The 21,297-nt window shown below is 46.9% G+C and carries 20 protein-coding genes; 16 read left to right on the top strand and 4 right to left on the bottom strand.

What is annotated here, in order from left to right:
• The first annotated feature begins 4 nt into the window (after positions 1 to 4).
• The 13 genes from bamA to ViNHUV68_RS11030 all read left to right on the top strand — a co-directional run bounded on the left by bamA (position 5) and on the right by ViNHUV68_RS11030 (position 14,892).
• Positions 5 to 2,416 (top strand): outer membrane protein assembly factor BamA, encoded by a 2,412-nt coding sequence (gene bamA / locus ViNHUV68_RS11090; RefSeq protein ID WP_038174014.1) that lies wholly within the window; start codon positions 5 to 7, stop codon positions 2,414 to 2,416.
• A 16-nt stretch (positions 2,417 to 2,432) separates the two neighbouring features.
• Positions 2,433 to 2,942: an OmpH family outer membrane protein gene (locus ViNHUV68_RS11085; RefSeq protein WP_038174013.1), complete on the top strand. Its 510-nt coding sequence runs from the start codon at positions 2,433 to 2,435 to the stop codon at positions 2,940 to 2,942.
• Positions 2,943 to 2,948: 6 nt separating this feature from the next.
• Complete coding sequence (lpxD, locus tag ViNHUV68_RS11080) at positions 2,949 to 3,980, top strand: UDP-3-O-(3-hydroxymyristoyl)glucosamine N-acyltransferase (protein ID WP_038174012.1); 1,032 nt, start codon at positions 2,949 to 2,951, stop codon at positions 3,978 to 3,980.
• A 96-nt stretch (positions 3,981 to 4,076) separates the two neighbouring features.
• Positions 4,077 to 4,529, top strand: a complete 453-nt coding sequence (gene fabZ / locus ViNHUV68_RS11075) for a 3-hydroxyacyl-ACP dehydratase FabZ (RefSeq protein WP_100752225.1) — start codon at positions 4,077 to 4,079, stop codon at positions 4,527 to 4,529.
• Position 4,530: 1 nt separating this feature from the next.
• Positions 4,531 to 5,319: an acyl-ACP--UDP-N-acetylglucosamine O-acyltransferase gene (gene lpxA, locus ViNHUV68_RS11070; protein ID WP_391088141.1), complete on the top strand. Its 789-nt coding sequence runs from the start codon at positions 4,531 to 4,533 to the stop codon at positions 5,317 to 5,319.
• A gap of 92 nt (positions 5,320 to 5,411) precedes the next feature.
• Positions 5,412 to 6,566, top strand: coding sequence for a lipid-A-disaccharide synthase (gene lpxB / locus ViNHUV68_RS11065; protein WP_391088139.1), 1,155 nt, complete (start codon positions 5,412 to 5,414; stop codon positions 6,564 to 6,566).
• The gene (gene rnhB, locus ViNHUV68_RS11060; RefSeq protein WP_038174008.1) at positions 6,559 to 7,176 is read left to right on the top strand and encodes a ribonuclease HII; all 618 of its coding nucleotides are present in this window, start codon (positions 6,559 to 6,561) and stop codon (positions 7,174 to 7,176) included. The genes lpxB and rnhB overlap by 8 nt, the downstream gene beginning before the upstream one ends.
• Positions 7,177 to 7,280: 104 nt before the next feature.
• Positions 7,281 to 10,760 carry a DNA polymerase III subunit alpha gene (gene dnaE, locus ViNHUV68_RS11055; protein ID WP_391088137.1) on the top strand — a complete coding sequence of 1,160 codons (3,480 nt, stop codon included), beginning with the start codon at positions 7,281 to 7,283 and terminating at the stop codon, positions 10,758 to 10,760.
• 38 nt (positions 10,761 to 10,798) lie between these two features.
• On the top strand, positions 10,799 to 11,758 hold the full coding sequence (accA, locus tag ViNHUV68_RS11050; RefSeq protein WP_391088135.1) for an acetyl-CoA carboxylase carboxyl transferase subunit alpha: 960 nt from the start codon (positions 10,799 to 10,801) through the stop codon (positions 11,756 to 11,758).
• Between the two features lie 96 nt (positions 11,759 to 11,854).
• Positions 11,855 to 13,174: a tRNA lysidine(34) synthetase TilS gene (tilS, locus tag ViNHUV68_RS11045; RefSeq protein ID WP_391088132.1), complete on the top strand. Its 1,320-nt coding sequence runs from the start codon at positions 11,855 to 11,857 to the stop codon at positions 13,172 to 13,174.
• A gap of 50 nt (positions 13,175 to 13,224) precedes the next feature.
• The gene (locus ViNHUV68_RS11040; protein ID WP_038174005.1) at positions 13,225 to 13,539 is read left to right on the top strand and encodes a cytochrome c; all 315 of its coding nucleotides are present in this window, start codon (positions 13,225 to 13,227) and stop codon (positions 13,537 to 13,539) included.
• A gap of 100 nt (positions 13,540 to 13,639) precedes the next feature.
• Positions 13,640 to 13,978 carry a nitrogen regulatory protein P-II gene (gene glnB, locus ViNHUV68_RS11035; RefSeq protein ID WP_004415234.1) on the top strand — a complete coding sequence of 113 codons (339 nt, stop codon included), beginning with the start codon at positions 13,640 to 13,642 and terminating at the stop codon, positions 13,976 to 13,978.
• A 53-nt stretch (positions 13,979 to 14,031) separates the two neighbouring features.
• Positions 14,032 to 14,892 (top strand): endonuclease/exonuclease/phosphatase family protein, encoded by an 861-nt coding sequence (locus tag ViNHUV68_RS11030; RefSeq protein WP_391088128.1) that lies wholly within the window; start codon positions 14,032 to 14,034, stop codon positions 14,890 to 14,892.
• On the opposite strand, the gene ViNHUV68_RS11025 is transcribed toward ViNHUV68_RS11030, so the two are convergent.
• The 3 genes from ViNHUV68_RS11025 to gloB form a co-directional block, all read right to left on the bottom strand.
• Positions 14,882 to 15,568, bottom strand: a complete 687-nt coding sequence (locus tag ViNHUV68_RS11025) for a YIP1 family protein (protein ID WP_391088125.1) — start codon at positions 15,566 to 15,568, stop codon at positions 14,882 to 14,884. The two genes, ViNHUV68_RS11030 and ViNHUV68_RS11025, sit on opposite strands and share 11 nt — an antisense overlap.
• Entirely contained in the window at positions 15,565 to 17,130 is a 1,566-nt protein-coding gene (locus tag ViNHUV68_RS11020; protein WP_038174000.1) for a LysM peptidoglycan-binding domain-containing protein, read from the bottom strand. Before ViNHUV68_RS11020 ends, ViNHUV68_RS11025 begins: the two co-directional genes overlap by 4 nt.
• 70 nt (positions 17,131 to 17,200) lie before the next feature.
• Complete coding sequence (gene gloB / locus ViNHUV68_RS11015) at positions 17,201 to 17,959, bottom strand: hydroxyacylglutathione hydrolase (protein ID WP_038173999.1); 759 nt, start codon at positions 17,957 to 17,959, stop codon at positions 17,201 to 17,203.
• Between the two features lie 38 nt (positions 17,960 to 17,997).
• On the opposite strand from gloB, the gene ViNHUV68_RS11010 reads away from it, so the two are divergent.
• Positions 17,998 to 18,741: a class I SAM-dependent methyltransferase gene (locus tag ViNHUV68_RS11010; protein ID WP_038173998.1), complete on the top strand. Its 744-nt coding sequence runs from the start codon at positions 17,998 to 18,000 to the stop codon at positions 18,739 to 18,741.
• Here the strand turns inward: ViNHUV68_RS11010 and rnhA are convergent.
• Entirely contained in the window at positions 18,738 to 19,202 is a 465-nt protein-coding gene (gene rnhA, locus ViNHUV68_RS11005) for a ribonuclease HI (RefSeq protein WP_038173997.1), read from the bottom strand. The genes ViNHUV68_RS11010 and rnhA overlap by 4 nt on opposite strands.
• A gap of 56 nt (positions 19,203 to 19,258) precedes the next feature.
• On the opposite strand from rnhA, the gene dnaQ reads away from it, so the two are divergent.
• The gene (gene dnaQ / locus ViNHUV68_RS11000) at positions 19,259 to 19,996 is read left to right on the top strand and encodes a DNA polymerase III subunit epsilon (protein WP_038173996.1); all 738 of its coding nucleotides are present in this window, start codon (positions 19,259 to 19,261) and stop codon (positions 19,994 to 19,996) included.
• 8 nt (positions 19,997 to 20,004) lie between these two features.
• Positions 20,005 to 21,255 carry a TIGR03503 family protein gene (locus ViNHUV68_RS10995; RefSeq protein ID WP_038173995.1) on the top strand — a complete coding sequence of 417 codons (1,251 nt, stop codon included), beginning with the start codon at positions 20,005 to 20,007 and terminating at the stop codon, positions 21,253 to 21,255.
• Positions 21,256 to 21,297 lie beyond the last annotated feature (42 nt).

The raw sequence follows: 21,297 nt of genomic DNA, 5'->3' as shown, positions 1-21,297 counted from the left end.
AAATATGGCGATGAAAAATATTCTGTTTGCATCCTTGTTAGCAACAAGTGTCAGCGCAAACGGTGCCGAGAACTTTGTAGTTCAAGATATCCAAGTTGAAGGTTTACAGCGTGTTGCACTGGGTGCAGCGTTGCTGAAAATGCCAGTACGAATTGGTGACTCTGTCGATGGCCAAGATGTTTCAGAGATGATCCGTGCGCTTTACGCAACGGGCAACTTTGAAGATATCAAGGTACTGCGTGACAACGACGTGCTTGTCGTTCAGGTTAAAGAGCGTCCAACCATCGCCAGTATCTCTTTCTCTGGTAACAAAGCTATCAAGGAAGAGCAACTGCAGCAGAACCTAGATGCATCTGGTGTTCGCGTCGGTGAAGCGTTAGATCGTACGACCTTGTCAACCATTGAAAAAGGTCTGGAAGATTTTTACTACAGTGTTGGTAAATACAACGCTGGAGTGAAAGCGGTGGTGACGCCATTGCCGCGTAACCGTTCTGACCTGAAATTCGTGTTCACTGAAGGTGTATCGGCCAAGATTAAACAGATTAACTTTATTGGTAATCAACAGTTTTCCGACAAAGAACTACTCGGCCGATTTAACTTGAACGTTGATGTCGCGTGGTGGAACTTCTTAGCCGATGATAAATATCAGAAGCAAGTGTTGGCGGGTGATATTGAAGCGCTCAAGTCTTACTACTTGGATCGCGGCTATCTTAAATTCCGTATCGACTCTACTCACGTTGCGATCTCTCCGGATAAAAAAGGGGTGTACATCACTCTGGGATTAGACGAAGGGCTGCCATACACAGTGAAAGAGGTCAAATTCCGCGGTGAGCTGTTAGGTAAAGAAGACGAGTTTGAAGCGCTTGTTCCGTTCGAGGACGGTGAAACTTATAACGGCTCAGCGGTGACCAGTTTAGAAGAGCGTGTTAAGCGTTTGTTGGGCGAAGCAGGCTATGCGTACCCTCAAGTACGCACAATTCCTGAATTTGATGATGAAAACCAATCTGTTTCTTTAATTGTCAATGTCGAAGCGGGTAATCGAATTTATGTGCGTGATATTCGTTTTATCGGCAATAATGCGACTAAAGATGAAGTTTTACGCCGTGAAATGCGTCAAATGGAAGGCAGTTGGCTGAACTCAAAATCGATTCAAACCGGTAAAGATCGTCTTAACCGTTTAGGTTTCTTTGAAACTGTCGATGTGCAGACAGTGCGCGTGCCGGGCAGTGAAGATCAAGTTGATTTGGTTTACAACGTTAAAGAAGCCAACTCTGGTAGCGTCAACTTCGGTGTTGGTTACGGTACCGAATCTGGTATTAGCTTCCAAATCGGCTTGCAGCAAGATAACTTTGTGGGTAGTGGTAATCGCGTCGGTATCAATGCGATGATGAACGACTATCAGAAGAATATCAGCCTAGATTACCGTGATCCGTACTGGAACCTAGATGGTGTCAGTATGGGAGGCAAAATTTTCTACAATGAGTTTGAAGCGTCTGAAGCTGGTATTGTTGACTATACCAACGAAAGCTATGGTGCGAGTTTAACGTGGGGCTTCCCGTTTGATGAGCTTAACCGTTTTGAATTCGGCGTGGGTTATACTCACAACAACATTGGTAATGTTCCGACTTACGATCAAGCACAGCGCTTTGCGCAGAGCATCGGTCAAGAAAACAGTGACATTTTGACCAATGACTTCGATATTAATGTCTCGTGGACGCGTAATAATCTTAACCGAGGTTACTTCCCGACCGCCGGTAACTATCAGCGCGCCTTTGCCAAAGCAACGGTACCAAGTTCTGATGCTCAGTACTTCAAATTGCAGTACGATGTCCGTCAATACATCCCGCTAACAAAGAAACACGAGTTTACCTTGTTGATGCGTGGTCGTTTGGGCTACGGTAACGGTTATGGTCAAACGGATGGCAACGATAACTTGTTCCCATTCTACGAAAACTATTACGCAGGTGGCTTTACGACGTTGCGTGGTTTTGGTTCAAATACAGCGGGCCCGAAAGCGGTGTACAGCACTAATGGTAATCCCGATACTTGTAATAGCGCCAGTTGTGTTTCTGCCACTGATGACTCAGTGGGTGGTAACGCTGTCGCGCTAGCAAGTCTTGAGGTTATCGTGCCAACGCCGTTTGCATCGGAGGAAACTCGAAGCCAGATCCGTACCAGTGTGTTTGTTGATGCCGCTAGCGTATGGGATACAGAATTTGTCTTCGATCCACGGTATGAGAGCGATCCTTATTACTACGATTATTCGGATCCAATGAACTTCCGTGCATCTTACGGTGTCGCACTGCAATGGATGTCGCCAATGGGACCATTGGTATTCTCAGTAGCGAAACCAATAGAAATTTACGAAGGTGATGATGAAGAATTCTTCACTTTCACCATCGGAAGAACCTTCTAATTTAGAGGAAATAACAGTGAATAAAACAATCAAAGCGGCTGGTTTAGGCCTAGTAGTCATGACGTCTTCATTTTTTGCAAACGCAGCAGAAGCGGCGCAAAAAATCGGCTATGTAAATACCGCACAAGTGTTCCAAATGCTTCCTCAACGTGAAGTGGTTTTGCAGAAAATGCAAGAGCAGTTCAAAGACAAAGCGGATGAGCTAAAAGCGATTCAAGCTGAAGCTAAGACTAAAATTGAGAAACTTCAACGTGACGGCGAGCTGCTTGGTCAAGACGAAGTTGAAAAATTACGAATCGAAATTGGTCAACTTGATAGCAAGTACAAGATCAAAGCTCAAGCGTTAGAAAAAGCCTCGGCACGTCGTGAAGCGGAAGAGAAGCAAAAACTATTTAAAGTGATTCAGGATGCAGTGCAAAAAGTGGCTGAAAAAGAAGGCTACGACATCATTGTTGATATTCAAACCATGCAGTACGGTAAACCTGAATTCAATATCTCTGAACAAGTTATTAAACAACTAAAATAGTACATTATGGTTACTCTCTCTTTAGCCGATTTGGCAACAATTACCGGGGGGACGCTTTATGGTGACGGCAATGCAACTGTCACCATGGTAGCGCCGATGGATAAAGCACAACAAGGGCATGTTACCTTCTTGTCTAATCCAAAATATGCGAAACATTTAGCTGAGTGTCAGGCGACACTTGTTATGGTTAAAGAAGCTCAACGTGAGCATGCTAAGGGTAATGTCTTAGTGGTTGAAGACCCGTATGTCGCGTTTGCTAGGGTCGCTCAAGCGCTTGACACCACACCGTCACCTGCCAGTGAAATAGCGGCTTCAGCCGTTGTTGCGGCGGATGTAACATTGGGCAGTAATGTCTCGATTGGTGCAAACGCTGTTATAGAATCGGGTGTTGAGCTGGGTGACAATGCTGTGATTGGTGCTGGCTGCTTTATTGGCAAAAATGCCAAAATTGGTGCCAATACAAAACTGTGGTCAAATGTCAGTATCTATCACGATGTCGAGCTTGGCAGTGATTGCTTACTGCAAGCAAACTCAGTCATTGGCTCCGACGGCTTTGGTTATGCCAATGAAAAAGGGGAGTGGATTAAAATTCCACAGCTCGGTTCGGTTCGAATTGGTAATCGGGTTGAAATCGGTTCTTGTACCACCGTTGACCGCGGCGCCTTAGACGATACGATTATTGAAGATAATGTTATTCTCGATAATCAATTGCAAATCGCGCACAACGTACACATCGGATATGGTACTGCCATCGCTGGTGGTACGATTATTGCCGGCAGTACTAAGATTGGTAAGTACTGTATCATTGGCGGTGGTACGGTCATCAATGGTCACATCGAGATCGCTGATGGCGTGACGATTACCGGAATGGGTATGGTCATGCGTGGTATTGAAGAGAAAGGTATGTACTCTTCGGGCATCCCACTTCAGCCCAATAAAGAGTGGCGCAAAACTGCCGCTCGTGTGCATCGAATTGATGAGATGAATAAGCGTTTGAAAGCGGTTGAAAAACAGCTTGAGAATTCATCCGACGCTTAATGCCTTATCCTCGACTCAAAAGGCTCGCGTATCGCGAGTCTTTTTCATCTATAATGCCCTGACAGATAAAAATTGCATCAACATAGGAATATGACTTTGACTACTGAAAATAAAACGATGAACATCACTGAAATTCAGGAATTGTTGCCTCATCGCTACCCGTTTTTGCTTATTGATCGTGTTATCGACTTTCAAGAAGAGAAATACCTAACGGCGATTAAGAATGTTTCAGTGAATGAACCTCAGTTCACCGGTCATTTCCCTCAACTGCCTGTATTTCCTGGTGTGTTGATCCTTGAAGCCATGGCTCAAGCAACCGGCTTATTGGCATTTAGATCTTTTGGTGCGCCGTCTGGCAACGAACTTTACTACTTTGCAAGTGTTGATAAAGCCAAGTTTCGTAAGCCAGTCGTTCCTGGTGACCAATTGATTATCGAAGTCGAATTTATTAAAGAGCGTCGTGGTATTGCTGCGTTTAATGGCGTAGCAAAAGTCGACGGCGATGTTGTGTGTTCAGCCGAGCTTAAGTGTGCTCGTCGAGAGTTTTAATATGATTGATGAAAAGGCTCAAATTCATCCTTCAGCGGTGATTGAAGGTAACGTAACCCTTGCGGCTAACGTGACGGTTGGACCTTTTACTTATATCTCAGGAAACATTGAGATTGGTGAAGGGACAGAAATTATGTCGCATGTTGTGATAAAAGGTCACACAACGATTGGTAAAGACAACCGTATTTTCCCGCATGCTGTAATTGGTGAAGAGAACCAAGATAAGAAATATGGCGGTGAAGAGACAACGGTAGTGATTGGCGATCGTAACGTGATTCGTGAAGCGGTTCAGATTCACCGCGGTACGACTCAAGATAAAGCAACCACAGTCATCGGTAATGACAATCTACTGTGTGTTAATGCGCATATTGCTCATGACGTGATCGTTGGTAACCACACTCACGTTGGTAACAACGCTATTCTAGGCGGTCATGTGACGGTAGAAGATCATGCCGGTGTTATGGCGCTCTCTGCTATTCATCCGTTTTGTAAAGTGGGTGCCTACAGCTACATTGGTGGCTGTTCTGCCGTGGTGAAAGACGTGCCTCCTTATGTGTTAGCACAGGGAAACCATGCCACACCATTTGGTCTCAACCTCGTTGGCTTGCAACGCAATGGCTTCGAGAAAGCTGAGCTTCGAGCGCTACGCAATGCGTACAAGGAGTTCTACCGTGCAGGTAAGACTCAAGCTGAAGCCAAGCAAGTGCTGGTCGAAATGGCGCAAGAGTGGCCGTCAATTAAGCACTTTATTGATTTTGTGGAAACTTCTGAGCGTGGCGTTATTCGCTAACACTGATGGCAAAGCAATAACAGAAGATCGCGACTGACAAGGTTGCGGTCTTTTTTGCGTTTTATAGCAATCCATGAATAGGTGATTGGACAATGGATAAACCATTACGAATTGGTATCGTTGCGGGTGAATTATCGGGCGATACCTTAGGCGAAGGATTTATTAAAGCGCTGAAGGCGCAATATCCTAATGCTGAGTTTGTCGGCATTGGCGGACCAAAAATGATCGCTCAAGGCTGCGAGTCTCTTTTTGATATGGAAGAGCTGGCCGTAATGGGGCTGGTTGAAGTGCTAGGCCGTTTACCGCGATTGCTAAAAGTCAAAGCGCAGTTGGTCAAGTATTTTACTGATAATCCGCCTGATGTATTTGTCGGTATTGATGCGCCCGATTTTAACTTGCGACTTGAGCTGAGTCTTAAGCAAGCGGGCATTAAAACCGTCCACTACGTGAGTCCTTCGGTTTGGGCTTGGCGACCTAAACGTATCTTTAAAATCGATGCAGCGACCGATCTCGTGTTGGCCTTTTTGCCATTCGAAAAAGCATTTTACGATAAGTATAACGTCGCTTGTGAATTTATTGGTCACAGTTTAGCGGATGCTATTCCTCTCCATCCAGATCAGCAACAGGCGAGAGAACTGCTCGAACTCGATCCAAACCGACAGTGGTTAGCTGTACTGCCGGGCAGTCGTGGTGGTGAAATGGGGTTAATCGCTGAACCTTTTATTCAAACTTGTCGTCAAATTAAGATTAAGTATCCTGAGATGGGTTTCGTTGTTGCGGCCGTCAATGATAAACGCCGTCAACAGTTTGAACAAATTTGGCAAGCGGTGGCCCCAGAACTCGATTTTGTTATCGTTCAAGACACTGCGCGTAACGTCATTACAGCCTCTGATGCGGTACTTCTTGCCTCTGGGACAGTCGCATTGGAATGTATGTTACTTAAACGCCCAATGGTCGTCGGTTACAAAGTGAATCGACTCACTGGCTGGTTAGTGAAGAAGTTGGCGATTACCGAATATGTGTCATTGCCTAATATTCTCGCCGGTGAAGAGTTGGTGAAAGAATTGATTCTCGAACAGTGTGCCCCTGAATACTTAGTCCCAGCAGTAGAGACAATGTTAAGCAGCAATAATGATGCTTTAATTGAGCGCTTTACTCAAATGCATCAGATGATACGTAAAAATGCTGACGTCCAAGCTGCTAGAGCAGTACTTAAACTGATCGGTAAAGAGTGCAACAATGACTAAACAAACCAAAGAGCTGCCAGCTTTTGAGTACCCGCAAGGATACCTATATATCGCCGGAGTCGATGAAGTCGGCCGCGGCCCACTGGTTGGGGATGTGGTAACGGCGGCAGTTATTCTTGATCCGAATAACCCGATTGTCGGCCTGAATGATTCGAAAAAGCTATCGGAGAAAAAGCGTTTGGCGCTGTTTCCTGAAATTAAGCATAAGGCGCTGGCTTGGTCAGTTGGTCGTTGCTCGCCGGAAGAGATTGATCAGCTTAATATTCTTCAGGCGACTATGGTTGCGATGCAACGAGCGATTGCGGGGCTCAAGATTCAGCCTGATCTGGCGTTGATTGATGGTAATCGTTGTCCTCAATTGCCGATGGACTCGCTAGCGGTGGTGAAAGGCGATTTACGGGTTGCACAAATCAGCGCGGCCTCGATAATCGCGAAAGTGGTGCGCGATCAAGAGATGGAAGCGCTCGATGCCCTTTATCCGCAATTTGGTTTTGCCAAGCATAAAGGTTACCCGACGAAAGCGCACTTTGAAGCGATCGAGCAACATGGTGTGATTGCTCAGCACCGCAAGAGTTTTAAGCCAGTTAAGCGCGCTCTTGGTCTTGAATAAGCTCAGCGGAGAAATAGCCTACCGAATTAGGGTATATCTCCGATCTTATATCACGTAAAATACCCAGACTATCTTTCCGATTAAGCCCTATTTGCGAAACCATAATGTCAGATCCTAAGTTTATCCACCTTCGAGTACATAGTGACTATTCCATGGTTGACGGCTTATCCAAAGTGCCACCACTGGTTAAGAAAGTGGCCGAGTTGGGTATGCCGGCGGTCGCCTTGACCGACTTTACTAACTTGTGTGGTTTGGTCAAATTCTATGGCACGGCGCATGGTTGTGGTGTTAAACCGATCATTGGCGCCGATTTCATGATGCAGTCACCTGAATTTGGCGATGAGCTGACCAAGTTAACTGTACTTGCGGCAGACAATATCGGTTACAAAAATCTTACCCTATTGATTTCCAAAGCTTATTTGCGAGGTCATGTTCAACACAAGCCTGTGATTGATAAAGAGTGGCTGGTGGAGCTATCAGAGGGGGTCATTATTCTTTCTGGTGGCAAAGGTGGTGAGATAGGTCGCGCTCTGCTCAAAGGCAATCAGAAGATTGTTGATGATAACGTCGCGTTCTATAAAACCCATTTTGCCGATCGCTTTTATCTTGAGTTGACTCGTACCGGCCGCGCCGATGAGGAAAACTATCTTCATTTCGCTTTAGAGCTTGCCGAGCAAGCTGAACTGCCTGTGGTTGCCACCAATGACGTGGTGATTTTGGATGAGACACTGTTTGATGCCCATGAGATTCGTGTTGCGATTCATGATGGTTACACCTTAGTCGATCCTCGCCGACCAAAAAATTACAGTCCTCAGCAATATCTGCGCACGGAAGAAGAGATGTGTGAGCTGTTTGCCGACATCCCTGAAGCATTAGAAAATAGTGTCGAAATTGCTAAGCGCTGTAACGTAACAGTTCGCTTAGGTGAGTACTTCTTGCCAGCTTTCCCAACAGAAGGCATGGAAGAGACCGAATACCTAGTCATGAAATCCAAACAGGGGCTGGAAGAGCGTTTAGAGTTTCTGTTCCCTGATCCACAAGTGCGTGCTGAGCGTCGCCCCGAGTATGACGAACGTCTAGACATCGAACTCGAAGTAATCAATAACATGGGTTTCCCTGGTTATTTCTTGATCGTTATGGAGTTTATCCAGTGGTCGAAAGATAACGATATTCCTGTTGGTCCGGGGCGTGGTTCTGGTGCTGGTTCACTGGTGGCCTATGCGTTAAAGATCACCGATCTTGACCCACTTGAATACGATCTGCTTTTCGAACGTTTCTTGAACCCAGAACGGGTTTCGATGCCTGACTTTGACGTCGATTTCTGCATGGATAAGCGCGATAAAGTTATTGACCACGTGGCGGAAATGTACGGTCGTGACGCCGTATCTCAGATCATTACTTTCGGCACCATGGCGGCTAAAGCGGTCATTCGAGATGTCGGTCGTGTGCTGGGGCACGGTTTTGGTTTTGTCGACCGCATTTCGAAATTAGTGCCGCCGGATCCAGGTATGACGCTCGAGAAAGCGTTCAACGTCGAGCCAGCGCTGCCTGAGTTGTATAAAAACGACGAAGATGTCAAAGCGCTGATCGACATGTGTCGCATCCTTGAAGGCTGTACCCGAAATGCGGGTAAGCACGCCGGTGGTGTGGTTATCTCTCCGACGACGATTACCGATTTTGCGCCAATTTATGCCGACGCAGAAGGGCATTTTCCGGTCACGCAGTTTGATAAAAATGACGTCGAAACCGCAGGTCTGGTCAAGTTCGACTTCTTAGGTCTTCGAACTCTGACGATCATCGACTGGGCGTTAGGTTTGATCAACCCGCGCCTAGAGAAAGAGGGCAAAGAGCCGATTCGGATAGAGTCGATCCCTTTGGTCGATGAAGCGTCTTTCCGTTTACTACAAAATTCAGAAACGACCGCGGTTTTCCAGCTCGAATCTCGTGGTATGAAAGAGCTGATTAAGCGTCTTCAACCAGACTGCTTTGAAGACATCATCGCATTGGTGGCGCTGTTCCGACCTGGTCCATTGCAATCTGGCATGGTTGATAACTTTATCGATCGTAAGCATGGTCGAGAAGCGGTTTCTTACCCAGATGAACAGTGGCAACACGACTCGCTAAAAGAGATTCTTGAACCAACCTACGGCATTATCCTCTATCAAGAGCAGGTAATGCAGATTGCTCAGGTGCTTTCCGGCTACACCCTTGGTGGCGCAGATATGCTACGTCGTGCTATGGGTAAGAAAAAGCCAGAAGAGATGGCCAAACAGCGAGCGACCTTTGAAGAAGGTGCGATAGCAAACGGCGTTGATGGCGAGTTGGCGATGAAGATCTTCGACTTGGTAGAGAAGTTTGCCGGTTACGGATTTAACAAATCGCACTCGGCCGCTTATGCATTGGTTTCTTATCAAACCTTGTGGCTTAAAACCCATTATCCTGCGGAGTTTATGGCGGCGGTGATGACCGCTGATATGGACAATACAGAGAAGGTGGTTGGCTTAGTCGACGAGTGCTTACGCATGAAGCTCAAAGTGTTGCCGCCAGACATTAACGCTGGCCTATACCGCTTCAATGTCAACGAAGAAGGGGCCATCGTCTACGGTATCGGTGCGATTAAAGGGGTCGGAGAAGGCCCGATTGAAGCGATTTTAGAAGCGCGCAATAAAGGTGGCTATTTTAAAGATCTGTTCGACTTCTGTGCGCGTCTTGACTTGAAAAAGGTTAACAAGCGCGTGATAGAAAAATTGATCTATGCCGGAGCACTTGATAGGTTGGGGCCACACCGCGCGGCAATGATGGCCTCGTTAAATGATGCGGTAAAGGCGGCCAGTCAACATCACCAAGCAGAAGCGTTCGGCCAGACCGACCTATTTGGTGTATTAACCGAAGCACCCGAAGAAGTTGAGCATAAATACACGAAAGTGGATCCTTGGCCAGAAAAAGTCTGGTTAGAGGGAGAACGTGATACGCTCGGCCTTTATTTAACCGGGCACCCAATAAATGCCTATTTAAAGGAACTGAGTAAGTACACCAGTTGTCGATTAAAAGATGCCACGCCGACTCGTCGCGATCAAAGTGTCACGATAGCAGGCTTGGTGATTGCGGCGCGAGTCATGACTACTAAGCGTGGAACACGTATTGGTTTAATGACGATCGATGACCGAAGTGGCCGCATGGAGGTGATGTTATTCTCCGATGCGCTGGATCGGTACGCAGAATTGTTAGAAAAAGATAAAATTTTGGTTATTTCCGGACAGGTCAGCTTTGATGATTTCAATGGTGGTCTTAAAATGTCGGCGCGCGAGGTTATGGATCTTGGCACCGCTCGTGAAAAATACGCTCGCGGCCTGTCGATATCCATTGAACAATCTCAAATCAATGACCGATTTTTTGAGCGCTTTAGCCAAATCCTAGAGCCTCATCGGGCGGGGAGCGTCCCTGTCCATGTATACTACCAACGCTCAGATGCACGGGCGCGTTTAACGTTAGGTACAGAATGGCGAGTAACGCCAAGCGACGCATTATTAGATGATTTAAAACAACTGCTTGGGAAAGGCCAGGTAGAACTCGAATTTAACTAAGTTTGGCGCGTGGCTGCCAAATAAGAAAGGATCTATAGATGAGCCTGAATTTTTTAGAATTTGAAAAACCAATCGCAGAGCTTGAAGCAAAAATTGAAGCACTTCGTGACGTGTCGCGTCATGGTGGTGACTCTGGTGTCGATCTTGACAAAGAGATTGAACAGTTAGAGAAGAAAAGCCTAGAGCTTAAGAAGAAAACCTTCAGCGATCTTGGTGCTTGGGAAACGGCCCAGCTTGCTCGTCATCCACTGCGTCCTTACACTTTGGACTATCTAGAGCATGCTTTTACTGAATTCGACGAGTTAGCGGGTGACCGCCACTATGCGGATGACAAAGCGATCGTCGGTGGTATGGCGCGTTTAGATGGCCGACCAGTGATGGTTATCGGTCATCAAAAAGGTCGTGAAACCAAAGAGAAAGTCAAACGTAACTTTGGTATGCCAAAGCCTGAAGGCTATCGTAAGGCGCTGCGTCTGATGCAAATGGCTGAGCGTTTCAACATGCCTATCATTACTTTCATCGATACTGCAGGTGCTTACCCAGGTGTTGGCGCAGAAGAGCGTGGACAGTCAGAAGCAATTGCAACCAACCTTAAAGCCATGGCCGGTCTGACTGTGCCTGTTATTTGTAACGTTGTTGGTGAAGGCGGTTCGGGTGGCGCTCTGGCAATCGGCGTTGGTGATTATGTCAACATGCTGCAATACTCGACTTACTCCGTTATTTCACCAGAAGGGTGTGCGTCAATCTTGTGGCGTGACTCAGATAAAGCGCCGCAAGCCGCTGAAGCGATGGGCTTGATTGCTCCTCGACTAAAAGAGCTTGAGCTTATCGATGAAATTATCGAAGAGCCACTAGGCGGTGCGCACCGCAACCATCAGCAGATGGCGAAAAACATGAAGGCAACCTTGGTTCGCCAGTTAGAAGAGCTTGAGCAATTTGACACTGAAGCATTGCTTGAACGTCGTTACCAACGTTTGATGAACTACGGTTACTGCTGATAACGCGATTTTTGTCTTTAAAGGCTGAACTTAGGTTCAGCCTTTTTTATTGCCAGTGATAAACTAATGCTATTCCGTTATACAACCAAAGCCACTATGACACTACAAACCACCTTTAATGCCGCGATTGAACCTCATCTTCAAGCCCATGGCCGTTTGGTCCTTGGACTCAGTGGCGGAATGGACTCACGCGTATTGCTAGAATTGATGGCAAGCTACGCACACAGTCAGTCGATCGACTGTTTGGCAGTCCATGTCGATCATGGTTTAAGCGTGAATGCGAAAACGTGGGCTGAGTGTTGTCGGCAGTGGTGTAAGTCGCTCGGTGTGCCTTTCTTGTTAGAGTCTGTCAGCGTTGAGCGCCAGGGAAAAAGTCTTGAAGAGAGTGCTCGAGAGGCGCGCTACGCGGCATTAGCCAAACACATTCATCACAATGATCTGTTGCTAACAGGGCAGCATGCTGATGATCAATTAGAAACGCTCTTATTGGCTCTCAAGCGTGGTAGTGGACCAAAAGGCTTGGCGGCGATGGCACCTATGATGACATTTGCTGCTGGTAAGATCGTTCGACCACTGTTGTCGGTTACCCGTGCCGATATTGCCCGTTATGCCAAGCACCAGCAATTAGAGTGGGTAGACGACGAGAGCAATCAAGATACACGCTTTGACCGCAACTTTATTCGCCATCGTATTACACCTGAGCTAACTCAGCGCTGGCCGCATATCCAGCAAACGGCACTAAGAACGGCCGAACTTTGCTCCGAACAAGAGCAGTTGTTAGACGAACTGTTAGCTGAGCCCTTGCGTAAGGCGCTGCACAGTGATGGCAGTCTGAACGTCGACGCTGTGATGAATGTCAGTGACAAAGTACGTACGCGTTTACTCAGAATGTGGTTAGCGTCGAGCGGGCTAAAAATGCCTTCGCGTGATCAACTGACGCTGATTTGGCAACAAGTCGCTCTTGCCCAACAAGACGCCAATCCTCAGTTGCAGCTTGAACAAGCTCAGGTTCGTCGTTTCCAGCAGCGTTTGTACGTGGTGCGCGAATGGCAATCACTTGAGCAGTGGCAGCAATCCATCAGGGTCAATCGGCCGATTCAACTTCCCGATCGCTTAGGGGTATTGAATATGCGTCAAGCTCAAGCGGGCAATTTGTCATTGGCAGCGCTGAATCAGGCCGAACTGCGCGTGGTGTTTAATCCACAAGGACTGAGTGCCCATCCAAGCGAGCGTGGTCATAGCCGCAAGTTAAAAAAATTATTTCAAGAGTATGATGTCCCTAGCTGGTTGAGACGTAGAATCCCTATAATCCTCTGCGGTGAGCGCGTGGTTGCCGTTGGTGATTTGTTCATTGATCGTCACTTTATAGGTCAAGATTGTGAACTAGTCTGGGACAAGTCCGCAGGGTTTGTGTAAAACTATATAGATAAAAACATCCAACTATCATGGAATTATAAGGAAGAGCAATGAAGAACATCGCTATTGGAATGATAATCGGTTTAGGTTTACTCAGTGGTCAAGCTCTGGCTGCTGGCGATATTGAAGCAGGGAAAGCCAAAGCTGCGGTATGTGCAGCGTGTCATGGCGCGGATGGTATGGCGGTTATTCCTGGTTACCCACACCTTAAAGGTCAAAACGAGCAATACCTCGTTTCTTCACTCAATGCTTATAAAGCAAAGCAGCGTAACGGCGGTTTAGCCGCGGTAATGCAAGCGCAAGCATCGATGCTGAGTGATGCCGATATTGCTAACTTAGCGGCATACTACGCCAGCTTAAAATGAGTCTACTTAGATAATTAGGCCCGAGCCGCAGTGCTCGGGCTTTTTATTAGCAGATGATCATGGGATAATAGCAACATTGACTACAGTTTAAGGGAATAACATGAAAAAAATCGAAGCCATTATTAAACCGTTTAAATTAGACGATGTCCGTGAAGCCTTAGCTGAAGTTGGGATTACTGGTATGACGGTATCCGAAGTTAAAGGGTTTGGTCGTCAAAAAGGTCATACCGAACTTTACCGTGGTGCAGAGTACATGGTCGACTTTCTGCCTAAAGTAAAACTAGAAATAGTCGTCACAGACGAAGTGGCCGATCAGTGTGTTGATACCATTATTGAAACCGCGCAAACGGGCAAGATTGGCGATGGTAAGATTTTTATCACTGATGTCGAGCGCATCGTTCGCATCCGTACTGGCGAAGAAGACGAAGACGCCATCTAAACATGTTGATTAAGAAGGGCCGCTAGGCTCTTTTTTACTTTTTGTAGACTGTAATGAAAAAAACTCGATTACTCGTTGTTCCAGTGGTGATTGCTCTGGTCGCCTTTTCTGCTTATCAGGGCATTTTTACCTTGCCTAAGCAGTCCCACATATCTTCTATCTCTGCGCAGGGTGTCCAGCTTTCGTTGCAATGTTACCACAACGAAAACACCAGCGTGCTAGACAGCCAGGGCCAGCTTAATTTATTGGTCTGGAATATCTACAAGCAGAGCAACGCCAATTGGCAACAAAGCCTCACTCGGTTATCGCAGGATAAACAATTAGTGCTGTTGCAAGAGGCGAGTATGACGCCTGAGTTTGTTAGTTGGATCGAGCGTAATCAGTGGTTTGGTAGCCAAGTCGATGCATTCAAAGCCTTCAAAACCACCGCGGGGGTGTTAAACCTCTCTTATGCGCCACCAAGTCTTGCCTGCGCGTATACTGAATTAGAACCTTGGTTAAGGCTGCCCAAGTCTGCCTTGTATGCAACTTACCCATTATCGAATGGTGAAGAGCTCGCGGTTGTCAATATTCATGCGGTTAACTTTACTTACGGCACGATTGAATATCGACGTCAAATAGAGGAATTAGCCAAAGAACTTGAACAGCACCAAGGGCCGATCATTGTCGCGGGGGATTTTAACAGTTGGAGCCGTGAGCGATTAAGTGTGATGGCGCAAGCGCTGGCAGGGTTAGCGTTGCAAGAGGTGAACTATAACCCAGATCATCGAACTCAGTTTGTCACCGGGTTGCCTCTGGATCATGTTTTCTTTCGTGGTTTAACCCTAGAGACAGCAGAGGCGCCGATTTCCGACGCCTCTGATCATAATCCGATAGTGGTTCACTTTCGGTTAAAAAAGCCGATTAAGCAATGATGATGTACAGCGCCCAACTCAGATAGTAACCGAGCCATGGTAGAGCAGAAATAACCAATGCTTGACCACGTTCAAACTCCGTCCAAGTGCCAACAGCGGCATAGCCAAGAGCGATATACCAAGGGAGCAGTAGCGGGAACGAGCTTGCAAACTGCGACCACGGATTGGTCAGCGGAAGTTTGAGTAAGCCGTTGAGACTATTTAAGTCTGCCGCGTAGACCATCACTTGTCCATGCTTGAGCAGTACGCTGACGTAGCTTGCCAGATCGCCAATGATTGCTGGAAAGGTGATAACCGCGCCAGCGGCAAACCATTTCCAAAAACCGTGCTGATGTTGGCTTGGCTTAGTCGCTAAGTTGAACCAGAAGGCCAACATTAAAATGGTCAGAGTTCGGCCTGCAATATCGCTAATGATTTCACTCGCCATCAGCGTGTTAGCATCAAGTAATTGCAACTGTTGTGGATTGGTAACGGCCAACTGAGCACTCAAGGCTTGTTTGAGCCACTCAAAGTTGACCATGTCAAAGTAGGCGCCCCAAAATAGAAACGGCGACAGAATCAAAAAGATATAAGGCTGCCAACCCCAAGCCCCTCGTTGATACAAGGCTAAGAAACAGGCGCTAGGCGAGCGAAAAATATCCACTAGCATGATTAAAGGGTTACTTGACGGGTTCATACACTTACCTTAGTGACATCAACATACAGCTTGAGCTTTTGACCGGGTTTAAGGTACTTCTGGGCACTCAGATCATTCCACTTCACGATGTCTCTCGATTTAACTTTAAATTTATTAGCGATACCGCTGATGGTGTCACCGCTACGCACGTTATAGAACACAGTGCGAATAATGGCGCCATCAGAGCTGTTTTTCCAAATGACCAGTTTCTGGCCGATGCGCAGTGTATCGCGTGGGCCCATACCGTTCCATTTGGCTAAAGATTGATGTGAAACCTTATTGGCTTTGGCAATCGACCATAAGCTGTCGCCAGAGCGGACCGTATGGGTAAGTTTGTACTTACCGCGTGCCGTTGCTTGGGTTTTTGCTAGGCGGTTGGTTGCGCTCAGCGCATAAGCATTATCACCCTTGGTTGAGGTGGGGATCATCAGGTGTTGGCCAACACGAATAGTGTTGCCACTAAGATTATTGGCGGTGCGAATAACGCCAGTGGTGGTGTTATATTTATTGGCTAACACGCCAAGACTGTCGCCTGATTTAACTTTGTAGCGTACAACCTTCATCCCTTTACCACGATTAGCCGCCGCCGCTTGGTTAAATTTCGCCACGCTCTCGCTTGGTAATAGCAGCTTTTGAGCACCTTCCGGCGCAGTGGCCCATTGGTTGTAGGCAGGGTTTAAACTTTGCAACTGCTTGACCGAAATTCCGGCGTACTCTGCTGCGATGGCTAAGTCGAGCTGCTCTTTCGGGTCAACCAACTCAACCACAGGATGATTGGCGATCGCTGGTATTTCAATACCATACTTGTCTTGATTAGCGACAATGTCTGCTAAAGCAAGCAGCTTAGGCACATAGCCACTGGTCTCTTTAGGTAGGTCAAGTGAGAAGAAGTCAGTCGGTTTACCTAATCGTGTATTTTTTCGAATCGCACTCGACACTCGGCCGCCGCCACTGTTATAGGCGGCAATCGCGTGTGTCCAATCACCATCAAAACGCTTATTTAAATAGGTCAGGTAATCTAGGGCGGCATCGGTTGCGGCCGCGACGTCACGACGGCCGTCATACCAGAAATTTTGTTCTAAACCGTACATCTTTCCGGTGCCAGGCACAAATTGCCATAATCCGGCCGCGCTGCCATGCGAGTATGCAAAAGCGTCAAAAGAGCTCTCGACAACAGGCAACAAGGCTAATTCAAGCGGCAAACCACGTTGTTCAATTTTTTCTGTGATCAGGTAGAGGAAAGGTTGGGCACGTTTAGAGACGGTTTTAAGATGATTAGGATGCTTTAGATACCAAGTTCGATAGTAATCAACACTTTTGTGCTCGGGAACAGGCAGTCGCATCTGCATGGCGATACGTTGCCACACATCTTGCTGTGTTTGCGGGGTCACCTTTGGCATAGGTTTAACCGCAGGTTTGGCCGTTTGAGTACTCGACTCAGACGGCTTGATGGTCGTTGGTTGGTTGGTGTCTGGAGTAACGGCTTCTCCAGTGTCGGTCGGCTGGGTAAGCTGACAACCGGTCAACAGAAGCGCTAATACCCAACTGTGTTTTACTCGCATTTCACAGCCCTTTTTCTTTTTGGCTGCTGATAATACTTGTCACAATCCCACAGTGACAAGCAGCAAATCGTTAAAATTCGTTCTTCCACTCACGTAATGCAGTAAAAATGGCGAGTGAGTCGGTTTGAGAGGTACGGTTTGCTACTGAACGCATAATACTTGGTTGGTCAGTACGCAAAAATGGATTAATGCTTTTTTCACGACCAATGGTGGTAGGCAGTGTGGGTTGATTTTGTGCGCGCAAGCGGTTTACTTGATCGCGATACTGTTGCAGTTGCTGATTATCGGGCTCGACAGCGAGTGCGAAAGCGAGGTTACTGGCGGTGTATTCATGGGCACAAAACACTTGAGTCTCTTGAGGAAGCGCCACTAATTTGCTCAATGAGGTATGCATCTGTTCCATGGTGCCTTCAAACACTCGGCCACAGCCGGCTGAAAAGAGCACATCGCCACAAAACAGTTTACCGTCTCCAACGTAACCAATATGACCTAATGTATGCCCTTCAAGGCCGAGGACGAGGAAAATTTCATCAAACAGCTCGATTTGATCTCCTGCGTCAACCGCATGAGTTAACGTTGGGATCGGCTCGTTGGTAGGGCCAACCACATTGACCTGAGGAAATTGGCGCACTAGCTCAGCCACACCGCCGATATGGTCGTTATGATGGTGGGTGATCAAAATCGCTTCTAGGCTGAGTTGATGTTGCTCTAAATAGGCTAAAACTGGCGCCGCATCACCTGGGTCGACTACAGCACAACGCTGATCGCTATTTTCAATCAGCCAGATGTAATTATCATTAAATGCAGGTATGCTTTTGATATTCAACATGGTGGTGCCTCCAGTTACCAAGAGTGAGCAGGTTATATATGAAACCAGCCCGTAGCAAGAAAAAGCTTGAGCAGCCACATTCATGGTCTCAGCTTAAAAATGGTCAATGGGTGAGTGACTCAATTCAGACCCGCATCGACGAGTGGTGCCCAAAGCTATTTGGTTACCATCTGCTTAAGCTTGGCGGCCTAAGTTGTGAGTTAACCAGCTTCAATTGTAACATTCAACATCAAGTTAATTTAGATATTCACAATCCATTGCACAATGTGATTGCTGATAGCTTTGAACTGCCTTTCTTAGAGAAAAGCTTTGATGCCGTGTTGATGGCGCATCAACTGGATTATTGCCGTGATCCGCATCGGCTATTGCGAGAAGTCGACCGGGTAATGATGGATGATGGCTACTTGGTCATCACCGGGTTTAATCCGTTAAGTTTAACTGGCCTTGCCAGTTTGATGCCGTGGCGAAAAAACAACTTACCTTGGAGTGGGCGGATGTATACGCCTGGCCGGATCAAGGATTGGCTCGGGCTACTCAATTATCAAGTGATTGAATGTGACAGCTATGCTTTATTCCCGATGCAACGCTATCGAACCATGTGGACGTGGTTGGAAAACAGTCTCGGAGAGTGGTCGTCACCGATGGGTAGTTTGTACTTTATTGTTGCACGGAAGCGTACTTACCCACTTAAATTACTTAAGCCACATTGGAAGCTGAAACGAAAATTGACGCCGCTTGGCGTCAATTATAATGTAAAAAATCGTCACCAAAACAGCGATTAGTTGGGGATGTAGCCGGTGTCTTCTTCGGTTGGATTTTCAGCGGCGGTACGTGCAAGCTCATCACACATTTCGTTTTCGCGATGACCAGCATGGCCTTTGACCCAACGCCAGTCGATGTTATGACGTTCTGCCTCGGCATCGAGGGCTTTCCATAAATCGGCATTTTTGACTGGTTTTTTGTCGGCGGTTTTCCAACCGCGTTTTTTCCAGTTATGGATCCACTGAGTGATACCTTGACGAACGTATTGACTATCGGTAGTTAAAATAACGTCACACGGTTCTTTAAGGGTTTTCAGCGCAACGATGGTCGCCAACATTTCCATACGGTTATTGGTCGTCAGGGTATAACCCTTGGCTAAGGTTTTTTCCTTCTGCTTGTAACGTAATACAATCCCGTAACCGCCAGGGCCTGGATTACCTAAGCAAGAACCATCAGTGAAAATTTCCACCTGTTTCGTCATGATTTGATACTATTGGGTTAAGCACATTATTGGCATAGTCTGACACACATATTGTTATGAATACTAGCAGCAATTCAAACCAGCACCGCATCATCGTTCTCGATACTGAAACCACAGGTATGAACCTGGATGGCGGGCCTCATTATCAAGGTCACCGAATTATTGAAATCGGTGCGGTTGAGATCATTAACCGTAAACTGACTGGGCGTCATTTTCACGTTTATATCAAACCTGATCGTCAAATTCAGTCTGAAGCGGTGGAAGTTCACGGTATTACCGATGAGTTCTTGGTCGATAAGCCAGAGTATCGAGAGGTTCACGCTGAGTTCTTAGACTTTATTAAAGGCGCCGAACTGGTCGCACACAATGCGTCCTTTGACGTCGGCTTTATGGATTCTGAGTTTGCGATGCTCGATCCTAGCATCGGGAAAACGGTGGATTACTGCAAGGTAACCGATACCCTTGCGATGGCGAAAAAGATTTTCCCTGGTAAGCGAAATAACCTTGATGTGCTTTGTGATCGTTACGGAATTGATAACTCGCATCGTACTTTGCACGGCGCTTTGCTCGATGCTGAAATTCTAGCGGATGTCTACCTGCTAATGACAGGTGGGCAAACATCGCTGCAGTTTAACGCAGGTAATGCTAATGACAGCGGTGGTGAAGAGATAAAACGTGTCGCGAGCGGACGAAAAGCGCTAAAGGTTTTACGTGCATCCGCCGATGAATTAGAAGCCCATAAGAATAGATTAGATATCGTCGAGAAGAGCGGAAGCTGCCTCTGGCGTCAGTAGGAGAAAGGATGTTGAGGTTCTGGATTACCATAATTGGTCTGTTATTGAGTGCGCTCTGTTACAGCGCCCAAAGCTCCTCAATGTCTCTGCTCGACAATCGCTTTCGAGTCGATCCGTCGATCAAACAGATTACCTTTGTTATCTATCGAGCGCAAAGCTCACAGCCAGTTGTGTTGGTTAGGCCGGATGGCAAGAAGTACTACGCTTGGCGCAGTCCTGATAATGTCCGTTGGTATCAAGAGTCTTCAATGGACATCATCTCGATAGACAATCCAATGCCAGGGCCTTGGCAAGCGATTGGTAAGGTCACGCCTAAAAATAAAATCAAGCTAATATCCCATCTCGAATTATCAAGCGATGTACTGCCTAAGCGGTTGTTCCAAGGTGAGTCACTTAAATTTGAAGCGCGTCTGACGTCAGATGATAAACCTTTAGTATTGAGAGACTTCCTCGACCGGGTCAAACTTAAAGTCACGTTTACTAAGTTTCTTGAGAACGAGGAGACCTTAGTCAAAGAAGCTCGACCTATTCCAGAAGTGATCGGTGAGTTTGCCGATGATGGTCAAGATCTTGATGAAGTCGCTGGCGATGGTATTTTTACCGTGGCTTTGCCAATTGTTAGTGAGCCGGGTAAATATCGTGTGCGTATCACCTCTGGCAATGGCGTATTCTTGCGTGCTCAAGAGCAAGAAGTGCTGGTTTATCCAACGCCAATTATCTCGACTTTTGTTCAGTCACGAGAAGAGGGGGTTACCAATAAGTTGGTTTTCTCCGGTGAGCAGGGAATGATTAAACCTGGCTCTATTGTTGGTCATGTTGAACATATCGCTCCTGATGACAACGCCATTACTGTTCAAGGCTCAGCGCAACAAGAAAGCAGTAAGCTCGAACTTGAAATTCCATATAGCGATAATATTGGTTTGTATTCGTGGACGGGGAAAGTGTTTGCCAGTGAAATGGGCTCAGATAGACCGCTTATTTTCCCGCTGACGGAACACACCTATAGTGTGGTTGAAGAGGTCGATATCGCCGCCACTCGTCGTCTGCAGGAACAAGAGCGTCTCAAGCAGCAGAAATTGATGGAGGAGATGCAACTGATCAAAATGCGCGAAGAAAAACGTACTCGCAGCTATATTATCATCGCAGTGGGCAACTTAATTGCTCTGATCCTTGGCATCCTTATCTGGTTTGTGCGCAGCAAGCTACGGGCAAGCAAACAGGCGATTCCAGAGATGCAGCTAGAGATGCCGAAAAAGTAGACACTCAGAGGTGACTAAGATAAAAAAGGGCTGCAATCGCAG

The organism is Vibrio sp. NH-UV-68, from assembly GCF_042940635.1.
GTDB classification, from domain to species: Bacteria; Pseudomonadota; Gammaproteobacteria; order Enterobacterales; family Vibrionaceae; genus Vibrio; species Vibrio pacinii.
This window is presented reverse-complemented; position numbering and strand designations above follow the sequence as displayed.